Source organism: Azospirillum baldaniorum, from assembly GCF_003119195.2.
GTDB classification, from domain to species: Bacteria; Pseudomonadota; Alphaproteobacteria; order Azospirillales; family Azospirillaceae; genus Azospirillum; species Azospirillum baldaniorum.
Genome location: NZ_CP022254.1, coordinates 653,553 through 672,679 on the forward strand (window position 1 = coordinate 653,553; position 19,127 = coordinate 672,679).

15 protein-coding genes and 1 tRNA gene are annotated in these 19,127 nt (G+C 67.5%); 11 read left to right on the forward strand and 5 right to left on the reverse strand.

The annotated features are described in order from the left end of the window. Positions 1 to 4: 4 nt before the first annotated feature. Together Sp245p_RS17405 and Sp245p_RS17410 are read right to left on the reverse strand one after the other, a co-directional pair. Entirely contained in the window at positions 5 to 715 is a 711-nt protein-coding gene (locus Sp245p_RS17405) for an RlmE family RNA methyltransferase (RefSeq protein ID WP_014197436.1), read from the reverse strand. Positions 716 to 729: 14 nt separating this feature from the next. Further along, a complete protein-coding gene (locus tag Sp245p_RS17410) occupies positions 730 to 1,758 on the reverse strand; it encodes a Ppx/GppA phosphatase family protein (RefSeq protein ID WP_014197437.1) in 1,029 nt (342 codons plus the stop codon). Between the two features lie 200 nt (positions 1,759 to 1,958). Here Sp245p_RS17410 and Sp245p_RS17415 point away from each other — a divergent pair. The 11 genes from Sp245p_RS17415 to rpmG all read left to right on the forward strand — a co-directional run bounded on the left by Sp245p_RS17415 (position 1,959) and on the right by rpmG (position 15,213). Further along, positions 1,959 to 2,032, forward strand: a tRNA-Gln gene (locus Sp245p_RS17415). A gap of 746 nt (positions 2,033 to 2,778) precedes the next feature. Beyond that, positions 2,779 to 3,471 (forward strand): FadR/GntR family transcriptional regulator, encoded by a 693-nt coding sequence (locus Sp245p_RS17420; RefSeq protein ID WP_014197439.1) that lies wholly within the window; start codon positions 2,779 to 2,781, stop codon positions 3,469 to 3,471. 44 nt (positions 3,472 to 3,515) lie between these two features. After that, positions 3,516 to 4,520, forward strand: a complete 1,005-nt coding sequence (locus tag Sp245p_RS17425; RefSeq protein ID WP_014197440.1) for a zinc-binding alcohol dehydrogenase family protein — start codon at positions 3,516 to 3,518, stop codon at positions 4,518 to 4,520. Between the two features lie 221 nt (positions 4,521 to 4,741). Next, entirely contained in the window at positions 4,742 to 5,650 is a 909-nt protein-coding gene (locus Sp245p_RS17430) for a C4-dicarboxylate TRAP transporter substrate-binding protein (protein ID WP_244439476.1), read from the forward strand. 59 nt (positions 5,651 to 5,709) lie between these two features. Next, positions 5,710 to 6,180: a TRAP transporter small permease gene (locus tag Sp245p_RS17435; protein ID WP_014197442.1), complete on the forward strand. Its 471-nt coding sequence runs from the start codon at positions 5,710 to 5,712 to the stop codon at positions 6,178 to 6,180. Beyond that, positions 6,177 to 7,451, forward strand: coding sequence for a TRAP transporter large permease (locus Sp245p_RS17440; protein WP_014197443.1), 1,275 nt, complete (start codon positions 6,177 to 6,179; stop codon positions 7,449 to 7,451). Before Sp245p_RS17435 ends, Sp245p_RS17440 begins: the two co-directional genes overlap by 4 nt. 163 nt (positions 7,452 to 7,614) lie before the next feature. After that, positions 7,615 to 9,102, forward strand: a complete 1,488-nt coding sequence (locus Sp245p_RS17445; RefSeq protein WP_014197444.1) for a UxaA family hydrolase — start codon at positions 7,615 to 7,617, stop codon at positions 9,100 to 9,102. A gap of 32 nt (positions 9,103 to 9,134) precedes the next feature. After that, entirely contained in the window at positions 9,135 to 10,604 is a 1,470-nt protein-coding gene (locus Sp245p_RS17450; protein ID WP_014197445.1) for a tagaturonate reductase, read from the forward strand. Positions 10,605 to 10,859: 255 nt separating this feature from the next. Continuing rightward, the gene (gene rnr / locus Sp245p_RS17455) at positions 10,860 to 13,145 is read left to right on the forward strand and encodes a ribonuclease R (protein WP_014197446.1); all 2,286 of its coding nucleotides are present in this window, start codon (positions 10,860 to 10,862) and stop codon (positions 13,143 to 13,145) included. A gap of 215 nt (positions 13,146 to 13,360) precedes the next feature. Next, positions 13,361 to 14,884: a S41 family peptidase gene (locus Sp245p_RS17460; RefSeq protein WP_014197447.1), complete on the forward strand. Its 1,524-nt coding sequence runs from the start codon at positions 13,361 to 13,363 to the stop codon at positions 14,882 to 14,884. Between the two features lie 161 nt (positions 14,885 to 15,045). Beyond that, on the forward strand, positions 15,046 to 15,213 hold the full coding sequence (gene rpmG, locus Sp245p_RS17465; RefSeq protein WP_012974790.1) for a 50S ribosomal protein L33: 168 nt from the start codon (positions 15,046 to 15,048) through the stop codon (positions 15,211 to 15,213). A gap of 109 nt (positions 15,214 to 15,322) precedes the next feature. Here the strand turns inward: rpmG and Sp245p_RS17470 are convergent, their stop codons facing one another. The 3 genes from Sp245p_RS17470 to Sp245p_RS17480 form a co-directional block, all read right to left on the reverse strand. Beyond that, positions 15,323 to 16,720, reverse strand: a complete 1,398-nt coding sequence (locus Sp245p_RS17470; RefSeq protein ID WP_014197448.1) for a PleD family two-component system response regulator — start codon at positions 16,718 to 16,720, stop codon at positions 15,323 to 15,325. Between the two features lie 27 nt (positions 16,721 to 16,747). Next, positions 16,748 to 17,125 carry a response regulator gene (locus tag Sp245p_RS17475; RefSeq protein ID WP_041812620.1) on the reverse strand — a complete coding sequence of 126 codons (378 nt, stop codon included), beginning with the start codon at positions 17,123 to 17,125 and terminating at the stop codon, positions 16,748 to 16,750. A gap of 186 nt (positions 17,126 to 17,311) precedes the next feature. Beyond that, positions 17,312 to 19,087 (reverse strand): sensor histidine kinase, encoded by a 1,776-nt coding sequence (locus Sp245p_RS17480; protein WP_014197450.1) that lies wholly within the window; start codon positions 19,085 to 19,087, stop codon positions 17,312 to 17,314. Positions 19,088 to 19,127: the final 40 nt, after the last annotated feature.

Genomic DNA, 19,127 nt, shown 5'->3' on the forward strand with positions numbered 1-19,127 from the left:
GGACCTAGTCGTTCATGTTGGCCCCACGGAAACCGGTGGCGACCACATAGGTTTCGGAGGATTCGGCACGGCTGGCCGGCGGCTTGGCGTGGCGCACCGTGGTGAAATCGCGCTTCAGCCGCTCCAGCAGCGACTTCTCCGCCCCGCCCTGGAACAGCTTGGCGACGAACGCCCCGCCGGGGGCCAGCACCTCCTCCGCGAAGTCGTAGGCGGCCTCGGCCAGCGCCATAATGCGCAGATGGTCGGTGGACTGGTGCCCGATGGTCGGGGCGGCCATGTCGCTCAGCACCACGTCGGCGGGGCCGCCTAGCGCCTCCTTCAGCCGCTCGGCCGCACCCTCCTCCAGGAAATCGGCCTGCATGGTGGTGGCGCCGGGCACCGGGTCCATGGGCAGGATGTCCAGCCCGACAACCTTCCAGCCCTCGCGCGCGGTCTGCACCTTGTCCACCGCCACCTGGGTCCAGCCGCCGGGGGCGGCGCCGAGATCGACCACGCGCTTGCCCGGCCCCAGCAGATGGAACTTCTCGTCGAGCTGGAGCAGCTTGAAGGCGGCGCGGGAGCGGAAGCCGCGCTTCGTCGCCTCGTGCACGTAGGGGTCGTTCAGATGCCGCTCCAGCCAGCGGGCCGAGGAGGTCGTGCGCTTGGCCGCGGACTTCACGCGGACGGTGGCGCGGCGCCCACCCGGCGTCGAGGAGGACGGAGGCTTTCCAACCATGGTCTCACATTTCCTTAATAGATTTGCCGCGTCGACCCGATCAGCTCCACGAGGATGCCCTCGCGCAAGCCGCGGTCGGCGATGCGCAGGCGCTCCACCGGCCAACAGTCGCACAGCGCGTCCAGCACCGCGCATCCGGCGATCACCAGATCCGCGCGGTCCTGTCCGATGCAGGGATGCCGCGCCCGCCCGTCGAAGTCCAGCGCGACGAGACGTTCGATGACCGCGCGGGCGTGGTCGATGCGCAGAAAGCTGCCATCCACCGCCCGCCGGTCGTAGCGGCAGAGGCCGAGGTGCACCCCGGCCAGCGTCGTCACCGTGCCGGAGGTGCCGAGCATCTGCACCTGCCCGGCCAGCACCCGCTCCCGGATGCCGTTGCGCGCTTCGAAGGAGGCGATGGCCGACGCCACCTCCTCCACCATGCGCCGGTACATGCCACGGTCAGCGTCGGCACCGCCGAACTGCTCGGTCAGCCCGATGACGCCGCACTGGATGGAGGTCTGATCAAGGATGCGCGGGGCACGCCCGCGCTCCACCGCCAGCCACATCAGCTCGGTCGAGCCGCCGCCGATGTCGAACACCACCGCATAGGGGACGTTCGGATCGAGCAGCGACGCGCAGCCGGCGAGCGCGAGACGCCCTTCCTCCTGGCTGGAGATGATCTCTATGGCGATGCCGGTCTCCCGCTCCACCGCATCGACGAACTCGCTGCAGTTCCGGGCACGGCGGCACGCTTCGGTCGCCACGGCACGCGCTGCGGTGACGCCGCGACGCTCGATCTTGGACCCGCAGATTCTCAGGGCGGCGAGTGTGCGCTCCATCGCCGAGTCGGACAGCCGGTCGTTGCGGGTCAACCCTTCACCCAGCCGGACGATCCGCGAGAAGGCGTCGATGACGCGAAAGCCGCCGGGAATCGGGCGTGCGATCAGCAGACGGCAATTGTTGGTTCCGAGATCGAGGGCCGCGAAGACCGGGCGCGCAGGGGCCGACGAACGCAACCGTCCGGTGTCGTTCTGCCGTTCACTGTGCACCTGAAGGTCCACGTCTCCTCCCCGCCATGCTTAAGGGAGTCATCTTAACCCGGTTTCACGTCCCAGCGAAAGCCCACGAATGGCATTGATTTGTGTCCGCGCGCTCACACCAAGGTGCCAGAGGCGAAAAAAGGGCTATACAAGCCCTGCCCGCTTTGCTAAAAGGGCGGCCCACGACGGGACGCGGCGCAGCGCCACTCCCGGTGAAGGTCTGGGGGATCGTCTAGCGGTAGGACAGCGGACTCTGACTCCGCCAGCCTAGGTTCGAATCCTAGTCCCCCAACCACTTTCTCCAAACAGCCAGTACTTTCAGGGACTTACGGTCTGCGCGCACCCCGCAACGTCGGGCGTGTGCGAAACTGACCCGCAACGCCGTCGCGCATTGCGCACCCCGGCCAGCCTGAAGTGATCGAGCGTGGCGAAGCTAGCCTAACTCCCCCTGAGCTCCGGAATCTGGTATTGGCGGCGACGCTGCCCGCGCGTTCCTCCCTGCGGTGATCATCGGACGACATACGAGATGTCGCTCAGGACGGGCGACCGACGCACGGCCATTCGACGGGGGCTTGCGCTCGATCTCGCATTGGAAGAGATCAGGCTTATGGGAGCGCCGCCCGGTCTCACTATCCGCACGTTGCCGGTCAACCTGCGCAACGATCCGGTGCGTGAGGGCGAGATGGAGCGCGCGTCACGTCCGACGGCTCCCAGTGCGGCAGCACTCGGGGAAGCCGGGGGCTCAGGTCCGGCCCGACCATCACCGCCACCCCCTCAGTGATGGCCACCTTCAATCCGTCAGCGCTGTCCCCCGCCGAAGGCCAGGTTTGCAGCGGGCCTGCAAACCCCCTCTATTTGCGCGAATCAAAACAGTGATTTTCTCGTTTTTTCCCTCAAAGCGTGCGCTACGTTTTGCATCGTGCGTTAGCAGCGCTGTTTTCAACATTTCATGACTCTCTTTGCCGTTTCGTGCGCCGCCGCACGGTGCTATCGTTTGCCATCAGTTGTCCAATTGTTGGACCAAACTCAGGCGGCGCGATCATGAACGGCGTCTCAACCGTCAAGGCCATCTTCGAAGAGCTTCGCAAGGAGATCCCCGAGCGCTACCAGCCCGGCGATCTGCTTCCGAATGAACGCCTGCTGGCCGAACGGTTCGGCGTCAGTCGCAACACCATCCGCGAAGTCATCATCTTCCTCGAAGCCTATGGATTGGTCGAAAAGACGCAGCGCGGCCCGCGCGCCAGCAAGCCGGACATCGAGGCGATGTTCCGTATTCTCGATCAATGTTTTGACCGCAGCGTCAAAACCTGCCGGGAAGTCTTGCAGTTCCGCCGTATCATCGAGATCGGTGTGCTGCCCGAAGTGGTCCGGCACATCACCGATGCGGAGATCGATGGACTCAACCGCCTTGCCGAAGACATGGAGCACCAGTTGACGGTGCGCGAAGCGGCGGAGGTGGACTTCCGCTTCCATGCCGCCATCGTCGCCGCGTCCCGCAACTCCATGTTGCAGAAGATGTATCAGGCGATGTCGCAGCCGATGATCTATTACATGGAGATCGGCAAGAGCAACGCCGTGATCGGGCCGACCACGGTCGATTATCATCGCCAGATCATCGCAGCGCTGCGCGAACGCTCCGTCGAGAAGGCCGTCGAGGCCAGCAACGCACATTTCCATTTCAGCGAGAGCGTGTTCAACCAGGAGGCGCAGCCGTCGGCTACGCCCACGTCCTGAACACGTCCGCTTCCTAAAAAAGGACATCACCTGTGAAAGCACTGATGATCGAAGGCGTGGACGTCTGCGCGATCCACGAGGTGGCGGAGCCGACCCCGGGCCCCGGCGAGGTGCTGCTGGCCATCCGCCACGTCGCCCTGTGCGGCAGCGATCTCAGCACCTTCAAGGGGCTGAATCCGCTGGTTTCCCTGCCGCGCATCCCCGGCCACGAGATCGGCGGCGAGATCGCCGCCGTGGGTGAGGGCGTTCCGGCCGAGTACACCGTGGGCCGGCGCGCCATCGTCATTCCCTACACCGCCTGCGGCACCTGCCCGTCCTGCCGCAAGGGCCGGGTCAACGCCTGCCGCAGCAACCGCACGCTGGGCGTGCAGCAGAACGGCGGACTGGCCGAACGCATCGTCCTGCCCTATGGCAAGCTGATCCTGAACGACACGCTGGCGCCGCGCCATCTGGCGCTGGTCGAGCCGCTGTCGGTCGGCTTCCACGCCGCGGCGCGCGGTCGCGTCGAGGCGGCCGACACCGTTCTGGTGCTGGGTTGCGGCATGATCGGCATGGGCGCCATCGCCGGCTCCGTCCATCGCGGCGCCACGGTGATCGCCGTGGACATCGGCGAGGCGAAGACCGGTCTGGCCCGCCGCTACGGCGCCGCCCACACCATCGACGCCGGCAAAGAGGATGTGGCCGCCCGCATCGCCGAGCTGACCAACGGCGACGGCGCCGACGTGGTGATTGAGGCGGTCGGCCTGCCGGCCACCTTCACCCAGGCCATCGACCTCGTGTCCTTCGCCGGCCGCGTCGTCTACATCGGCTACGCCAAGGAACCGGTATCCTACAAGACGCAGTTCTTCAACCTGAAGGAGCTGGACATCATGGGGTCGCGCAACGCGACCTCCGAGGATTTCCAGGCCGTCATCCACTATCTCGAAACGCTCGATCACGCCCCCGACGACCTGATCTCCAAGGTCTTCCCCTTCGAGGAGGCCGATAAGGCCCTGCCCTACTGGGCGAAGGAGCGCGACACCACGGTCAAGGTGATGATCGAGCGCTGACCCTTCCGGCGGCGCCGGCCGGGCGCCGTCACCCTCAGAACTGCTACGGCGGGACATGCCGGTTCCGCCGCCGGGTCCGGCCATGTTCGGCGGGACCTGTCCATGGGCCACGTCCACAGACGGGCTCTCCGGCATCCACTATGGAGGAAATAACAATGAAGCGCTTTTTGGCGTCTGCCCTTGCCGCGTGCGTGCTGTCCATCGGTGCCGCGTCCGGCGCCATGGCCAAGACCGAGATCATGGTCGCCTATGAGAACAACCCGGGCGAGCCGCTCGACCGGGTGATGCATCACTGGGCCGACCTCCTGAAGGAGAAGAGCAAGGGCGAGGTCACCCTGAAGCTGTTCCCCAGCTCCCAGCTGGGCGCCAAGAAGGACGTGATGGAACAGGCGATGATGGGGATGAACGTCATCACCCTGACCGATGTCGGCTTCCTGCAGGACTACGACGCCGACCTCGGCGTTCTGTTCGGCCCGTACCTGACCGACGACCCCCAGAAGCTCTTCAAGATCTACGAGAGCGACTGGTTCAAGAAGAAGGACGAGGGGCTGCGCAAGAAGGGCGTGCACATCGTCATGTCCAACTACCTGTACGGCGTGCGCCACATCCTCGCCAAGAAGCCGATCAACACGCCCGAAGACCTCAAGGGCATGAAGATCCGCGTCCCGAACAACGTGATGCAGATCAAGACGATCGAGGCGATGGGCGCCACCGCGACGCCGATGCCGCTGGGCGAGGTCTATCCGGCCCTGACCACCGGCCTGATCGACGGCGTGGAGAACCCGATCTCGGTGCTGTACGGCGCCAAGCTGCATGAGCAGGCCAAGTATCTCAGCCTCGTCGGCTATCTGACCAACACCTCGGTGTGGGTCGGCGGTGAGGCTTTCTTCAGCAAGCTGCCGGCGGACGTCGTGAAGATGGTCCACGAGACCGGCTACGAGGCCGGCCTCTACAGCCAGAAGCTGGCCGCCGAGCAGGACGCCGAGTTCATCGAGAAGATGAAGGCGACCGGCGTCACCGTGATCCAGCCGGACCCGGCGCCGTTCCGCGAGGCCACCAAGGTCGTCTACACCCAGTTCCCCAAGTGGTCGGCCGGCCTGTATGAACAGATCCAGAAGGATCTCAAGTAAAAATTAAGTAAATTCGGGCGGGGCTACCGTCCCGCCCGGATCGTTTGGAGGATTGTGCCATGGAGTTGATCCGGCGTTTGCCATCGGTCATCGCGGGAACCGCGCTGGCCGGTCTGGTGGTGATGACCATCGTGGCGGTGTTCGCGCGCTATCTCTTCGACGCTCCGCTGCATTGGGGCGAGGAGATGTCGGGGCTTCTGATGATCTGGATCATCATGATCGGCGCCATCGTCGCCGAGCGTGACGGCCAGCATCTGGAAATCCCGCTGTTCGTGGACCTGCTGCCCACCCGCATCCGGGCGGCGGTCGATCTGGCCATTTCGGCCCTGTCGATCCTGGTTCTCGGCTATGCCGGCTGGCTCGGCTACCTGCTGGCCCAGAGCGCCCAATACAAGCTGACGGAAATTCTTCAGATCTCCTGGTTCTGGATCGACATTGCCGTTCCGGTCGGTGCGGCTGGCCTCGTCGCCTATCTTCTGCACCGCTGCTTTATTGACATCATGGTGATCGTGAAGGGGGAAGCGCCATGAGCTGGCCCGTCATCATTCTTGTTATGCTTTGTCTTTTCGCTTTGAACATGCGAATCTACATTGCAATTTTTGCATCGGTTCTTGTCTATTTCGTGTTCTTCAGCCCGGTTCCGGACCAGATCGCGGTGCAGCGGCTGATCGGCGCCTCGCAGAACCTGTCCCTCCTGGCGATCCCCTTCTTCATCCTGCTCGGCACGCTGATGGATCACACCGGCGTGGCCAAGCGCCTGCTGCGCGTGGCCGATCTGCTGGTCGGCAAGTTCACCGGCGGCATGGCCCTGACCAACATCATGCTGAGCACGCTGCTGGGCGGCGTCAGCGCCTCCAACCTCGCCGACAGCGCCATGCTCACCCGCATGCTGGTGCCGGAGATGGAGCGCAAGGGCTACAACCGCGCCTTCGCCGCCGCCGTCACGGCGTCGGGCGCGCTGGTCACGCCGATCATCCCGCCGGGCATCGCGCTGATCATCTACGGCCTTGTCGCCGACGTCTCCATCGGCGCCATGTTCATGGCCGGCATTCTGCCCGGCATCGTCATGGCCATCATGCTGATGGGCGCCGCCTACATCGTGTCCAAGCGCAACGGCTATCCGCCGTCCCGCGACAGCTGGCCCACCGCCTCGGAGACCACCAGCGCGCTGGTCGGCGCCTGGCCGGTGCTGGTCCTGCTGGTCGCCATCATCGGCGGCATCCGCGCCAACATCTTCACCCCGACCGAAGCCGGCGCGGTGGCGGTGCTGATCGTCCTGGTGATCGGTTTCGTGATCTACCGCGAGATGCGCGTCGCCCATGTGCTGGACGCCCTGGTCGGCACCTTCAAGGCCACCTCCTCGGTCATGCTGGTCATCATGGCCTGCTCGGCCCTGGCCTGGGTGCTGTCGCTGGAGCAGGCGGCGCAGCAGCTGGCGACCTTCATCACGGCGCTGACCGACAACAAGTACGTCTTCCTGATCATCCTCAACCTGCTCCTGCTGTTCCTGGGCATGCTGATCGAGGGCAACGCGATTCTGATCGTCATGGTCCCGCTGCTGATGCCGACGGTGCACCAGCTCGGCATCGACCCGATCCATTTCGGCATCGTGGTGATCGTGAACCTCGCGGTCGGCTGTCTGACACCGCCGGTGGGCACGGTGATGCTGCTGGTCTGCAACCTCGCCAAGGTGAAGATCTCGGACTTCATGAAGCAGTCCACCCTGCTCTTCGTGGCGCTGTTCATCTCGCTCATGCTCGTCACCTTCGTCCCGGAGCTTTCGCTGCTCCTGGCCCGCTAAAGCGAACTTTCGTCCGCTTTAGACTCATATCGCCTCATTCGCCGGCGGGCTCCGGTCGCATGTGCGACCGGGACCGCCGTCGCGGTCCAAAGCGGATCACAATCCGCTTTAATCTCTCCTGCCGCCCTCCCGCTTCCCTCGCTTCTCCCCCAAGGGGCCTGACATGTCGAAGTACCTGAAGATCCATTCCAGCGACACCGTCGCCGTCGCCCTGGAGCCGCTGGCCCAGGGTACCGCGATCGACGGTCTGGGCATCGTCCTGCTCGACGAGGTGCCGCAGGGCCACAAGTTCGCCGTGACGCCGCACCAGCCGGGCGACCGGGTCATCAAGTACGGCAGCGTGATCGGCCTCGCCAAGGAGGCGATCCCGGTGGGGCGGCACATCCACACCCACAACATCGGAACCGCGCTGGGCGGCCTGCAGAACTACGCCTACGCTGGACCGGCGAACGACGCGGCGCCGGCCAAGCGGGAGGCGCCGACCATCCAGGCCTTCGTCCGCGCCAACGGCGAGGTCGGCGTGCGCAACGACCTGTGGATCATCCCGCTGGTCGGCTGCGTCAACGGCCTCGCCAAGAACGCGGCCAAGCGCTTCGAGAAGATGGGCCTGCTCCCCGAGGGCTCCCGCGTCATGGTGCTGGAGCATCCCTACGGCTGTTCCCAGCTCGGCGGCGACCTCGACAACACCCGCAACATCCTGCGCGATTTCGCCATCCACCCCAACGCCGGCGGCGTGCTGGTCATGGGGCTGGGCTGCGAGAACAACACCCGCGCCCTGTTCACCCAGGGCTTCGAGCATCCCGACCCGCGCCGCCTGCGCTATCTGACCACCCAGGAGGTGTCGGACGAGCTTGAGGCGTCGCTGGAGGCGATGACCGAGCTGGCCGCGGTGATGCGCGAGGACAAGCGCGAGCCGGTTGGCGCCGACCGTCTGCGCATCGGGCTGAAGTGCGGCGGCTCGGACGGCTTCTCCGGCATCACCGCCAACCCGCTGCTGGGCGCCCTGTCCGACTGGCTGTGCGGGATCGGCGGCGCCACCGTGCTGACCGAGGTGCCGGAGATGTTCGGCGCCGAGCATCTGCTGATGGAGCGCGCCGAGAGCCGCGAGGTGTTCGATGGCGTCGTCACCCTGATCAACGACTTCAAGCAGTATTTCATCGACCACAACCAGCCGATCTACGAGAACCCCTCGCCCGGCAACAAGGCGGGCGGCATCAGCACGCTGGAGGAGAAGTCGCTAGGCTGCACCCAGAAGGCCGGGCTCTCCCCGGTGCGCGACGTCATCCGCTACGCCGAGCGCATCCGCAAGCCGGGCCTGACCCTGCTGGAGGCGCCGGGCAACGACGGCGTGGCGGTCACCGCCCTGGCCGCCGCCGGCTGCCACATCGTACTGTTCACCACCGGCCGCGGCACGCCGCTGGGCGGCGTGGTGCCGACCATGAAGATCGCCACCAACACCGCCATGGCCGAGAAGAAGCGGCACTGGATCGACTTCAACGCCGGCCCCATCGCCGAGGCCACCGCCACGGTGGACAGCCTGCTGCCGTCCTTCATCGACAGCATCCTCGCCGTCGCCAACGGCAAAGAGGCGCGCAACGAAGAGAACGACGTCCACGACCTCGTGATCTTCAAGTCCGGCGTCACGCTCTGAACCCCACCACCTCTCAGACAAGGACGCCGACCATGCAGCGCCTGAACGCATCCTTTCTCAACGGCCGGCCGCGCCCGACGACGACGCGGATCGTGCAATTCGGCGAAGGCAATTTCCTGCGCGCCTTCTTCGACTGGAAGGTCGATCGCCTGAACGAGGCCACCGGTGGCGACTGGGGCGTGACCGTCGTCCGCCCCATCCCCGGCGGCTTCCCGCAGACGCTGAACGAGCAGGAGGGCGTCTACACCGTCCTGTCGCGCGGCGTCGACGAGGCCGGCCGGAAGGTCTCGCAGGCCCGGCTGATCGGCTGTGTGCGCAACGAGATCGCCGCGCACGGCGAGTGGGCGTCGGTGCTGGAACTGGCGCGCGACCCGAACGTCACGGTGGTCGTCTCCAACACCACCGACGCCGGCATCGCCTATGTCCCGTCGGTGGCCTACGCCGACGAGCCGCCGGTCTCTTTCCCCGGCAAGATGACCCGCTTCCTGCACGAGCGCTGGAAGGCCTTCGACGGCGCGCCGGAGGCCGGCTTGCAAATGCTAGCCTGCGAGCTGATCGACCACAACGGCGAGGAGCTGAAGCGCATCGTCCTGCTGCACGCCCGCGACTGGGCGCTGGAGCCGGCCTTCATCGCGTGGATCGAGACGGCGAACGCCTTCTACAACACGCTGGTCGACCGCATCGTCCCCGGCTTCCCGCGCGCCGAGGCCGACGACCTGCGCCGCGAGCTGGGCTACGACGACAGCTTCATGGCGGCGGCGGAGCTGTTCCACCTGTTCGTGATCGAGCGCAAGGAGGGGACGCCCGCGCTGCGCCTGCCGCTGGGCGAGCATGACGAGGGCACCGTCGTCACCGCCGACGTCACCCCCTACAAGGCGCGCAAGGTCGCCATCCTCAACGGCGCCCACACCGGCCTGTGCGCCCTGGCCCTGCTGGCGGGCGTCGAGACGGTCGGCGAGGCGGTGAGCGATCCCGCCGGGGCGCGCTTCCTCGACCGGCTGCTCAACGAGGAGGTCATCCCCTTCCTCACCCTGCCGAAGCCGGAGCTGGAGGACTTCGCGGCCGCCGTGCTGCGCCGCTTCCGCAACCCCTACATCCGACACCTGTGGCACGACATCAGCCTGAACGGCCTCGTCAAGTACCAGACCCGCAACCTGGACCGGCTGCTCGCCTACCGGGAAAGGTTCGGCACGCCGGCGCCGCTGATGAGTCTGTCGCTGGCCGCCTGGCTGGCCTTCTACCTCGGCCGCTTCCCCGGCGCCGCCACGCTGCCGCCGCGCGACTCCGCCGAGATCGTCGAACGCGTCCGGGCGATCGGCGCCCTGGATGACGGAACCCCGGCGGGGCTGGAGGCGATGGTCGCCGCCTATCTGGGCGAGACCGCCTTCTGGGGCCGCAGCATCGACGACCGCTCGCTGCGCGCCCAGGTAATGGAGGACATCCGCTTCCTGACGGACGAGCCCTTCACCTTCGCCCGTCTCGCGACGCGCCTGGAAGTCTGACAGCGAAAGGCCCCGACCGGCGATTACGGAAGGGGCCTCCTGCTTTCAACTTCGCGGTCTGCAATGTTCCCCAGAGGCAGTGTCCACTTGGGTTCGCCCTGATCCTCGCTTGGTCGGTGTGGCGACGAACGCATCGGTGCCTATCACCTGGGCCGCCAACTTGAAGCGTTGTTGCCGTGGCGTCACGGCGGCGCGGTTGGATTTGCCGGCTCCAGGGCTTACTTATGCGGTCCACCTTCCACGGCACGAAATCCCTTGAACGACACGCCCCGCCGCTCCGGCAGCTTTCCCGACAAGGACACGGTCCTCTCCTTCATCCGCTCCAGCACGACGCCGGTCGGCAAGCGCGAGATCGCGCGCGCCTTCAAGCTGTCGGGCAGCGACGACCGCGAAAGACTGAAGGAGCTTCTCAAGGATCTGGAGGCCAACGGCGCCGTGGAACGTGGGCGCAACAAGCGCGTCGCCCCGCCGCAGTCGCTGCCGGAAGTCGCCGTGCTGGAAGTGACCGGCGTCGATCCGGACGGTGAGGTCACCGCCCGCCCGGTCACCTGGACGGGCGAGGGAAATCCGCCGCGCATCTTCATGATGCCGGAGAGGAAGGGCCACCCCGCCCTGGGGACGGGCGACCGGGTGCTGGCGAAGTTGAGCCGCGTCAACGACCGGCTCTACGAGGCGCGCACCATCCGGCGGCTGGACGGCACGGTGGGGCGCGTTCTCGGCGTCTATTACCCCGCGGCGGACGGCGGGCGCATCGTCCCCACCGACAAGCGCAACAAGACCGAACTGCTGGTCTTGCCGGCCAACCGCAACGACGCCGAGCCGGGCGAGCTGGTGCTGGCCGATCTGCTGCCCGCGGCCCGGATGGGCTTGCCGCAGGCCCGCGTCGCGGAACGGCTGGGCCACACGGCGGAGCCGCGCGCGGTCAGCCTGATCGCCGTCCACACCCACGGGCTGCCCACCGACTTTCCGCCCGCCGCCCTGCGCGAGGCGTCGCACGCCGCGGTGCCCGCCCTGACCGGGCGCACCGACCTGCGCGACCTGCCCCTGGTGACCATTGACGGCGCCGACGCCCGCGATTTCGACGACGCGGTGTGGGCCGAGCCGGACCCCGACCCGGCGAACGAAGGCGGTTGGCACATGGTGGTCGCCATCGCCGACGTGGCCTTCTACGTGCGTCCCAATTCTGCGCTGGACCGGACGGCCTTCGAGCGCGGCAACTCCGTCTATTTCCCCGACCGCGTCGTGCCGATGCTGCCGGAGGCGCTGTCCAACGACCTCTGCTCGCTGCGCCCGCAGGAGGACCGCGCCTGCGTCGCGGCGCATCTGTGGATCGACCGCCACGGCGCGCTGCTGCGGCACCGCTTCGTGCGCGGTCTGATGCGCTCCGCCGCGCGCCTGACCTACGAGCAGGTGCAGGCGGCCCGCGACGGGGCGCCGGACGAGGCGACGGAGCCGCTCATGGAGACGGTCATCGCCCCGCTCTACGGCGCCTATGCCAGGTTGTGGGCGGCCCGGCAGCGGCGCGGAACGCTGGAGCTGGACCTGCCGGAACGCCGCGTCCGGCTGGACGAGCGCGGGCGGGTGGCGGAGATCGCGCCGCGCGAGCGCCTCGACAGCCACCGGCTGATCGAGGAATTCATGATCTGCGCCAACGTCGCGGCGGCGGACAGCCTGGAGCGGGCGGGCATGCCCGGCCTGTTCCGCGTGCACGACCAGCCGTCGCTCGACAAGCAGGAGACGCTGCGCGAGTTCCTGACCGGCATCGGCTACTCGTTGCCGCGGGTGGCGCGGCTGACCCCGGCGCATTTCACCGCGATCCTCGACCGCGCCGCCGGAACGGCGGACTCGCAACTGGTCAGCGAGGTCATCCTGCGCAGCCAGTCGCAGGCGGAATACAGCCCGGAGAACATCGGCCATTTCGGCCTGTCGCTCGACCGCTACGCCCATTTCACCTCGCCGATCCGCCGCTACGCCGACCTGATCGTCCATCGGGCGCTGATCCGCGCGCATGGGCTGGGGCCGGGCGGGCTGGATGACGCGGCCATGGCCGGGCTGACCGACATCGGCGAACACATCTCGATGACCGAACGCCGCGCCGCCACGGCCGAGCGCGACGCCATCGACCGCTTCACCGCCGCCTTCCTGGCCGACCGCGTGGGTGCCCTGTTCACCGGGCGGATTTCCGGGGTCACCCGCTTCGGCCTGTTCATCCGGCTGGACGAGAACGGCGCCGACGGGCTGATCCCCGCCAGCACCCTGCCCGACGACCAGTACGAGCATGACGAGCGCGCCCACGCCCTGGTCGGGCAGCGTACGGGCCGCAGCTACCGGCTGGGCGCCGCGGTGAAGGTGGTGCTGATGGAAGCCGACCCGCTGACCGGCAGCACCCTGTTCGCCCTGCCCCGCGCCGAAGGGGATGCCGCCGGGAACTTTGCTGGCGGCACCGATCATCCGTTGCAATCCGGCCACCCGGATCGCCCCCCGGGAAAAGCCCGTTTCGCGGGACGCGCAACCCAAAAGCAACGGAAGCGTGGCCGCTGAGTCACAGTGATGGACATTCCACGACAAAGAGTCTTGCCCCCGTCTTTTGTCCCGCCAGCCCTCATTTCTGAAGTGCTATTCCTTATCCGTTCGAATCCGGCGGGCAACCGTCCGGGTCCGCCTGTGGGAAAGGAGGCCGCGTACGGCGCGCCATGGGCATACGGAAACGAGGATTTTCACCGCGAGGGCGTCTGTCGGTCCCACTCGCGGCTGCCATGTTCGCCGTTGGCCTCGGAAGCCTCGGCGGAACGCTGCCCCGTCCGGTCGCCGCCGCGACCGAGCCCGCCTTCATCAGCGAGCAGGTCTTCGCCGTCGCGTACGGCAAGATCGCCGAAGTCTATCTTCAACAGGTCGATTTCGGTCGGCTTGGCCTGGACGGGCTGAAGGGTCTCGCGACCATCGATCCGACCGCCCGCGCCGAGCGCCAGGGCAGCACCGTCCGCCTGTACGTCTCCGGGAGCCTGATCGGGGAATACGCCGCCCCGTCGCTGTCCGACGCCGCCGGCTGGGCCGCCCTGACCACCAAGGCGGTGGAACGTGCCCGCCTCTACTCCCCCACCCTCTATCAGGCGGTGCCGGAGCGGGTTTATCAGGTGATCCTCGATTCCGTGATGACGGACCTGGACGGCTACTCCCGCTACACCGGCACCCAGCGCGCCACCAGCGAGCGCGCCCAACGTGAGGGCTATGGCGGGATCGGCCTGTCGCTGGAGACGGCGAACGGGCGCACGCTGATCCGCAACGTGCTGCCGCGCAGCCCGGCCGACCGCGCCGGCATCCGCAGCGGCGACCAGCTTCTGGCCATCGACGGCGATCTGACCGCGCGCCTGAGCGAGGCGGACATGCGCGACCGGCTGCGCGGACCGACCGGGACCATGGTCCTGCTGACCGTGGCGCGCGACAACACCCCGCCGCGCCGCGCCCCCCTCCGGCGGGAGCGCGTGGTTCCCAACACCGTGAACGCCAGCGTGTCCGAGCAGGTCGGCGTGCTGAAGGTGGACCGCTTCAACGCCGCCACCGCGTCCAATCTGCGCGACGCCGTGCTGTCGACGCGGCAGAACATGGGCAAGGGCCTGCGCGGATTCGTGCTCGACCTGCGCGGCAACCCCGGCGGCCTGCTCGATCAGGCGGTCGCCGTGGCCGACCTGTTCATCGCCCAGGGCAAGATCATCACGACCGAGGGCCGTCACCCCGACAGCCGCCAGCGCTTCGAGGCCGGTCCCGACGACATCGCCGAAGGCATGCCGCTGGTGGTTCTGGTGGACGGGCGTTCCGCCTCCTCCGCCGAGGTGGTGGCGGCGGCGCTCCAGGATTCGGGCCGCGCGGTGGTGGTGGGCGCCTCCTCCTACGGCAAGGGCAGCGTCCAGACGGTGACCCGCCTGCCCAACGACGGCGAGCTGTTCCTGACCTGGAGCCGCATCTACACGCCCGCCGGCTACACTCTGCACCGCCAGGGCGTGCAGCCGACGGTCTGCACCAGCCGCACCGGCCAGGACGACCCCATCGCCCTGCTGTCCGACCTGCGCGACGGTCGGGCGCGTCCGATGACCCAGTTCGCCGGCTGGCGCGCCCGCGCCGCCGACGACGAGGAGGCACTGGCCCGCCTGCGCGAAGCCTGCCCCTGGAAGGAGCATGAGCCGGAACTGGACCTGAAGGTGGCGCTGCGCCTCCTTGCCGAACCGGCGCTCTACCAGCGCGCGGTCGCCCTCTCCTCCACCAACACCGTGGCGGAGCGCTGAGTCGTTTTCCGCCCCGATTTCCAAGCAGAAAAAGGACTCGGATCGGCCCTTCCGGCCACTTTACAAAGGCTTGACATCGCGGCTGTAGCGGGTATCTTCCCCCGCTACGACGCCGCCCCGCCGGGCTGGCGGGTCACGGATTTTTAGTCGGGATTGAGATCATGGCGAAGCAGAACACCGTCCTCATCAAGCTGGTGAGCACGGCCGACACCGGCTTCTTCTACGTGAAGAAGAAGAACCCGAAGAAGACCACCGAGAAGCTGTCGTTCCGCAAGTACGACCCGGTGGCTCGCAAGCACGTCGAGTTCAAGGAAGCCAAGATCAAGTAAGGTTTCCCGGACTGCCGGAATCAGAAAGGCCGCCTTCTGGCGGCCTTTTGCTTGTCTGGACGTGGTCTCACCTCCCCTGCCCTGCCCAGTTCCGTCAGGGTGGCACCCGTCAGGGCGACAGCAGGGCTTTGGCGGGAGGATCGGCGATGGTGCAGTTGCGCCCGGCGCGCTTGGCCTCGTACAGCGCCTCGTCGGCCCGGCGGATCAGCCCTTCGGCGGTGTCGCCCAGCCGGCCGCCCACCGTCACACCGATGGACACCGTGACCGGGATTTCGCCCACGTCGGCGGACACCTTGAACAGCGTGTCGGCAATGCGTCCGCGCAGCCGCTCCGCCACCGTCAACGCCGCTTCGGCGTCAGTGTCGGGCAGGACGACCACGAACTCCTCGCCGCCCAGCCGCGCCACCAGATCGAAGGTGCGCAGATTGCGGCTGGCGCGGCTCGACACCTCCTTCAGCACCTCGTCGCCCACGGTGTGGCCGTAGCTGTCGTTGACGACCTTGAAATGGTCGATGTCGAACAGCAGGATCGCCACGGGCTTGTGGTTGTCGATCGCCCGCTCCAGCAGCCGCGGCAAATGCGCGTTGATGTAACGGCGGTTGAAGACGCCCGTCAGACTGTCGGTCAGCGCCATGGACAGGCTCTGCTCGTAGTTCGCGCGCAGACGTTCCTGATAGCGCTTGCGCCGGATCTGGGTGCGGGCGCGGGCCAGCAGCTCGTTCCGGTCGATGGGCTTGCTGATGTAGTCGTTGGCGCCGAGTTCCAGCCCCTTGGCGACGCGGTTCAGGTCGCCCTCCTCCACCATCAGCAGGATCGGCACCTGCCGTGTCCGCTCGTGCGAGCGGAGCTGGGAGCACAGCCGCAGGCCATCCTCGTTCATCAGCGTCAGGCTGATCACCACGAGGTCGAGATCGTCGCCCAGCGCGCGCTCCAACGCCGCGGCGCAGGTGTCGGCGGCCATCACATGGGCGTGGTCGCGCCTCAGCGTCTCAGCGACCTTGTCCAGATCGAGACGCGAATCCTCCAGCACCAGGACGCGGGCGCCCTCGAAGGATTCGCTGTTCAACGTGCCCGTCGGCTCGAGAACCCCCAGCTGGCCGGAGGTCGCCTCGCGCAGCCGCCATTCGTCCATCATCATTTTCAGGCGGACGAGCGACCGCACCCGCGCGAACAGCGCGACATCGTTGACCGGCTTGGTCAGGAAATCGTCGGCTCCGGCCTCCAGCCCGCGCACGCGGTCGGCGCCGTCGGACAGGGCGGTGACCATCACCACCGGGATGTGCATGGTCGCGGGATCGGAGCGGATCTTCTCGCACACCTCGAACCCGTCCATGCCGGGCATCATGACGTCGAGCAGAACGATGTCCGGCGACTCCCGCCGGACCATCTCCAGCGCCTCGGGACCATTGCTGGCGGTGATGACGTTGAAATACTCGCGCGTCAGCTTCGCCGCGAGCAGCTTCACGTTCGGAAGGACATCGTCGACGACGAGGACGCGAGCGGACATGGAACGTGCGACCGATCCCGTAACAGGTTAGCGGAGGAACTTCTGAACGGCTTCCAGGAACTTCGTCACCGAGATCGGCTTGGCGATGTAGTCCTCGCAGCCGCCTTCCCGGATCTTCTCCTCGTCCCCCTTCATGGCGAAGGCGGTCACCGCGATGATCGGGATGGACTTGAGCGCCGGATCGTCCTTGATCCAGCGCGTGACCTCCAACCCTGACACCTCGGGCAGTTGGATGTCCATGAGGATCAGATCCGGCCGGTGCTCCCGCGCCATGGCCAGGGCGTCCATCCCGCTGCGGGTCTGAAGCGTCGCGTAGCCGTGCGCTTCCAGCAGATCGTGGAAGAGCTTCATGTTCAGCTCGTTGTCCTCGACGATCAGGACACGCTTCACGGTTCGGTCGTCCATCGGCGCCTTCTTGGGGCTGTTCGGTTCCGCGAGCATCGTGCCACCCGCGCTCCTGCTTGCAGCGACCACACCCGGAGAGACCGGTATAGCCCGTTCACTGTCCCGCCGCGACGGTTAAATTGTCGTTAGCGATGCCGCCCGCGGTCCGCCGCCGGCCGTGAAGTCCCGATGATTCCACAGATTCCGTCATACGATCACCCGCTCCGGCGGAAAGTGCAGGTCGATGCGCGTGCCCCGTCCCGGCGTGCTGGACAGGGTCAGCCGCCCGCCGTGGGCCTCCACCAGGGAGCGCACGATGGACAGGCCCAAACCGGTTCCGGCGCCGTTGCGGATGCGCTCGCCCGGCACCTGACGGAAGGGCTCCAGCACGGTGAGGCGGTGCTCCTCCGGGATGCCGATTCCGGTGTCGATCACGGCGATGCGCAGACCGGTTCCGGACGGTTCCTCCGCGCGCGTCACGTCGATGGCGATGCGCCCGCCCGCCGGGGTGAACTTGACCGCGTTGGACAGCAGGTTCAGCAGGATCTGCCGCAGCGATCGCCGATCCGCGCGCAAGCGCGGCAGCGGCCGGGGAAACGAGGCGTCGAAGGCCAGCCCCGCCGACGTCAGCGACAGTTCCTGAAGGGCGTAGACCTCGCCCACCACGACCGCGACGTCCACATCCTCCTCGTGCAACGCGACGTGCCCCGCTTCGATCTTCGACAGGTCCAGCACGTCGTTGATGAGTTCCAGAAGATGGGCGCCCGAGGCGCGGATGTTGCCGATGCAATCGCGCTGCCGGTCGGTCAGCGGGCCGATTCCCGGATGAAGCAGAAAGTCGGCGTAGCCGATGATGGCGTTCAGCGGGGTGCGAAACTCGTGACTCATCCCGGTCAGGAAGTCCGACTTGACCCGGTTCACCTCGGCTTGCCGCGCCGCCTGCGCGACGCGGCGCTCGCGCTCCACGGCGCGTTCGGCGGTGTCCAGCATCAGGCTGAGCGCGTCGGCGGCCATGGCCGCCAGCATCCGCGTGGCCAGCGGCACCCCATGAGGGCGCCGGTGATGACCGGAGATCACCCCCCACGGCTTTCCGCCATGGACGACCGGCACGGTCAGGGCCGCCCCCGCTCCCATCCGCCGCAGGAAATCCAGCCGGGCCGGCGCCGGACTGCGCAACTGCGCGTGGGCCAGATCGGGCGGTGGAACCGTGGCGTCGGCGTGCAGCAGGGGAACCGGCTCCGCCGCATGATCGGGGATCACACGCACCCGTGGGCTCGCGTCCGGGGCGCCATCGAAGGCGGCCGCCGGCAGGGCGGCGCCGGGATGGAGGTCCGGAGCGGCCTGGTTCCAATCCGGCGCCTGGTCCTTCGCCACCACCTCGCCGTTGCCCAAGGCGTCGAAGCGGCAAACGATCACCCGGTCCAGCCCGGTGAGACGGCGGACGGTGTGGGCGGTGTGGGCGGCGATCGCCTCCAGACCCGCGGCGTCGCGGAGGGTGGCGATCCCCGGCATCGGGCCGGGCGGCGGTGCCGCGGCGCCGCGGCTCTCCGGTCCGGCGGACGGCCGCTCCACCTCCAGGATCACCCGCCCGCCATGCTCGTGAAGAAACGCCGGAAGCGATTCCCCACCCGGCGGCGTCACGACCGCATGCAGCCCCAGAGCCCGCAGGCCCGGCGGCATGGCGGCCAAACCCTCCAGCAACGCCGCAAGTTCCGGCAGTTCCAGCACGTCGACGCTGCGGCCCAACAGCCGCTCCGGAGCCATGCCGAGGAAGTCCGCCGTGTTGGCGCTGCAGGCCAGAATCGTCGCGCCATCGCTGCGCAACGCCACCAGGGCGCCGTGCGGCTGTATCGCGTCGTCGGCGGCGTGGATGGAAGATTGCTCGGCCGTGGGGTGGGGCGACGGGGGATTCGGGCGATCCGAAGACGTGTTCAGAGCGGGCACCTTTGCGACGGAAAGGTGCAGATGCTGCGGTGGGATCACCCTCCGGTCAAGCGCGGCCTGGGGGGTGCGACAGGCTGAC

What these genes read in the sequence shown, in the direction of transcription:
- Sp245p_RS17405 (WP_014197436.1), bottom strand. Translation starts at nt 715, where the DNA reads ATGGTTGGAAAGCCTCCGTCCTCCTCGACGCCGGGTGGGCGCCGCGCC.
- Sp245p_RS17420 (WP_014197439.1), top strand. Translation starts at nt 2,779, where the DNA reads ATGAACGGCGTCTCAACCGTCAAGGCCATCTTCGAAGAGCTTCGCAAG.
- Sp245p_RS17425 (WP_014197440.1), top strand. Translation starts at nt 3,516, where the DNA reads ATGATCGAAGGCGTGGACGTCTGCGCGATCCACGAGGTGGCGGAGCCG.
- Sp245p_RS17430 (WP_244439476.1), top strand. Translation starts at nt 4,742, where the DNA reads ATGGCCAAGACCGAGATCATGGTCGCCTATGAGAACAACCCGGGCGAG.
- Sp245p_RS17435 (WP_014197442.1), top strand. Translation starts at nt 5,710, where the DNA reads ATGGAGTTGATCCGGCGTTTGCCATCGGTCATCGCGGGAACCGCGCTG.
- Sp245p_RS17440 (WP_014197443.1), top strand. Translation starts at nt 6,177, where the DNA reads ATGAGCTGGCCCGTCATCATTCTTGTTATGCTTTGTCTTTTCGCTTTG.
- Sp245p_RS17445 (WP_014197444.1), top strand. Translation starts at nt 7,615, where the DNA reads ATGTCGAAGTACCTGAAGATCCATTCCAGCGACACCGTCGCCGTCGCC.
- Sp245p_RS17450 (WP_014197445.1), top strand. Translation starts at nt 9,135, where the DNA reads ATGCAGCGCCTGAACGCATCCTTTCTCAACGGCCGGCCGCGCCCGACG.
- Sp245p_RS17460 (WP_014197447.1), top strand. Translation starts at nt 13,361, where the DNA reads ATGTTCGCCGTTGGCCTCGGAAGCCTCGGCGGAACGCTGCCCCGTCCG.
- rpmG (WP_012974790.1), top strand. Translation starts at nt 15,046, where the DNA reads ATGGCGAAGCAGAACACCGTCCTCATCAAGCTGGTGAGCACGGCCGAC.
- Sp245p_RS17470 (WP_014197448.1), bottom strand. Translation starts at nt 16,720, where the DNA reads ATGTCCGCTCGCGTCCTCGTCGTCGACGATGTCCTTCCGAACGTGAAG.
- Sp245p_RS17475 (WP_041812620.1), bottom strand. Translation starts at nt 17,125, where the DNA reads ATGGACGACCGAACCGTGAAGCGTGTCCTGATCGTCGAGGACAACGAG.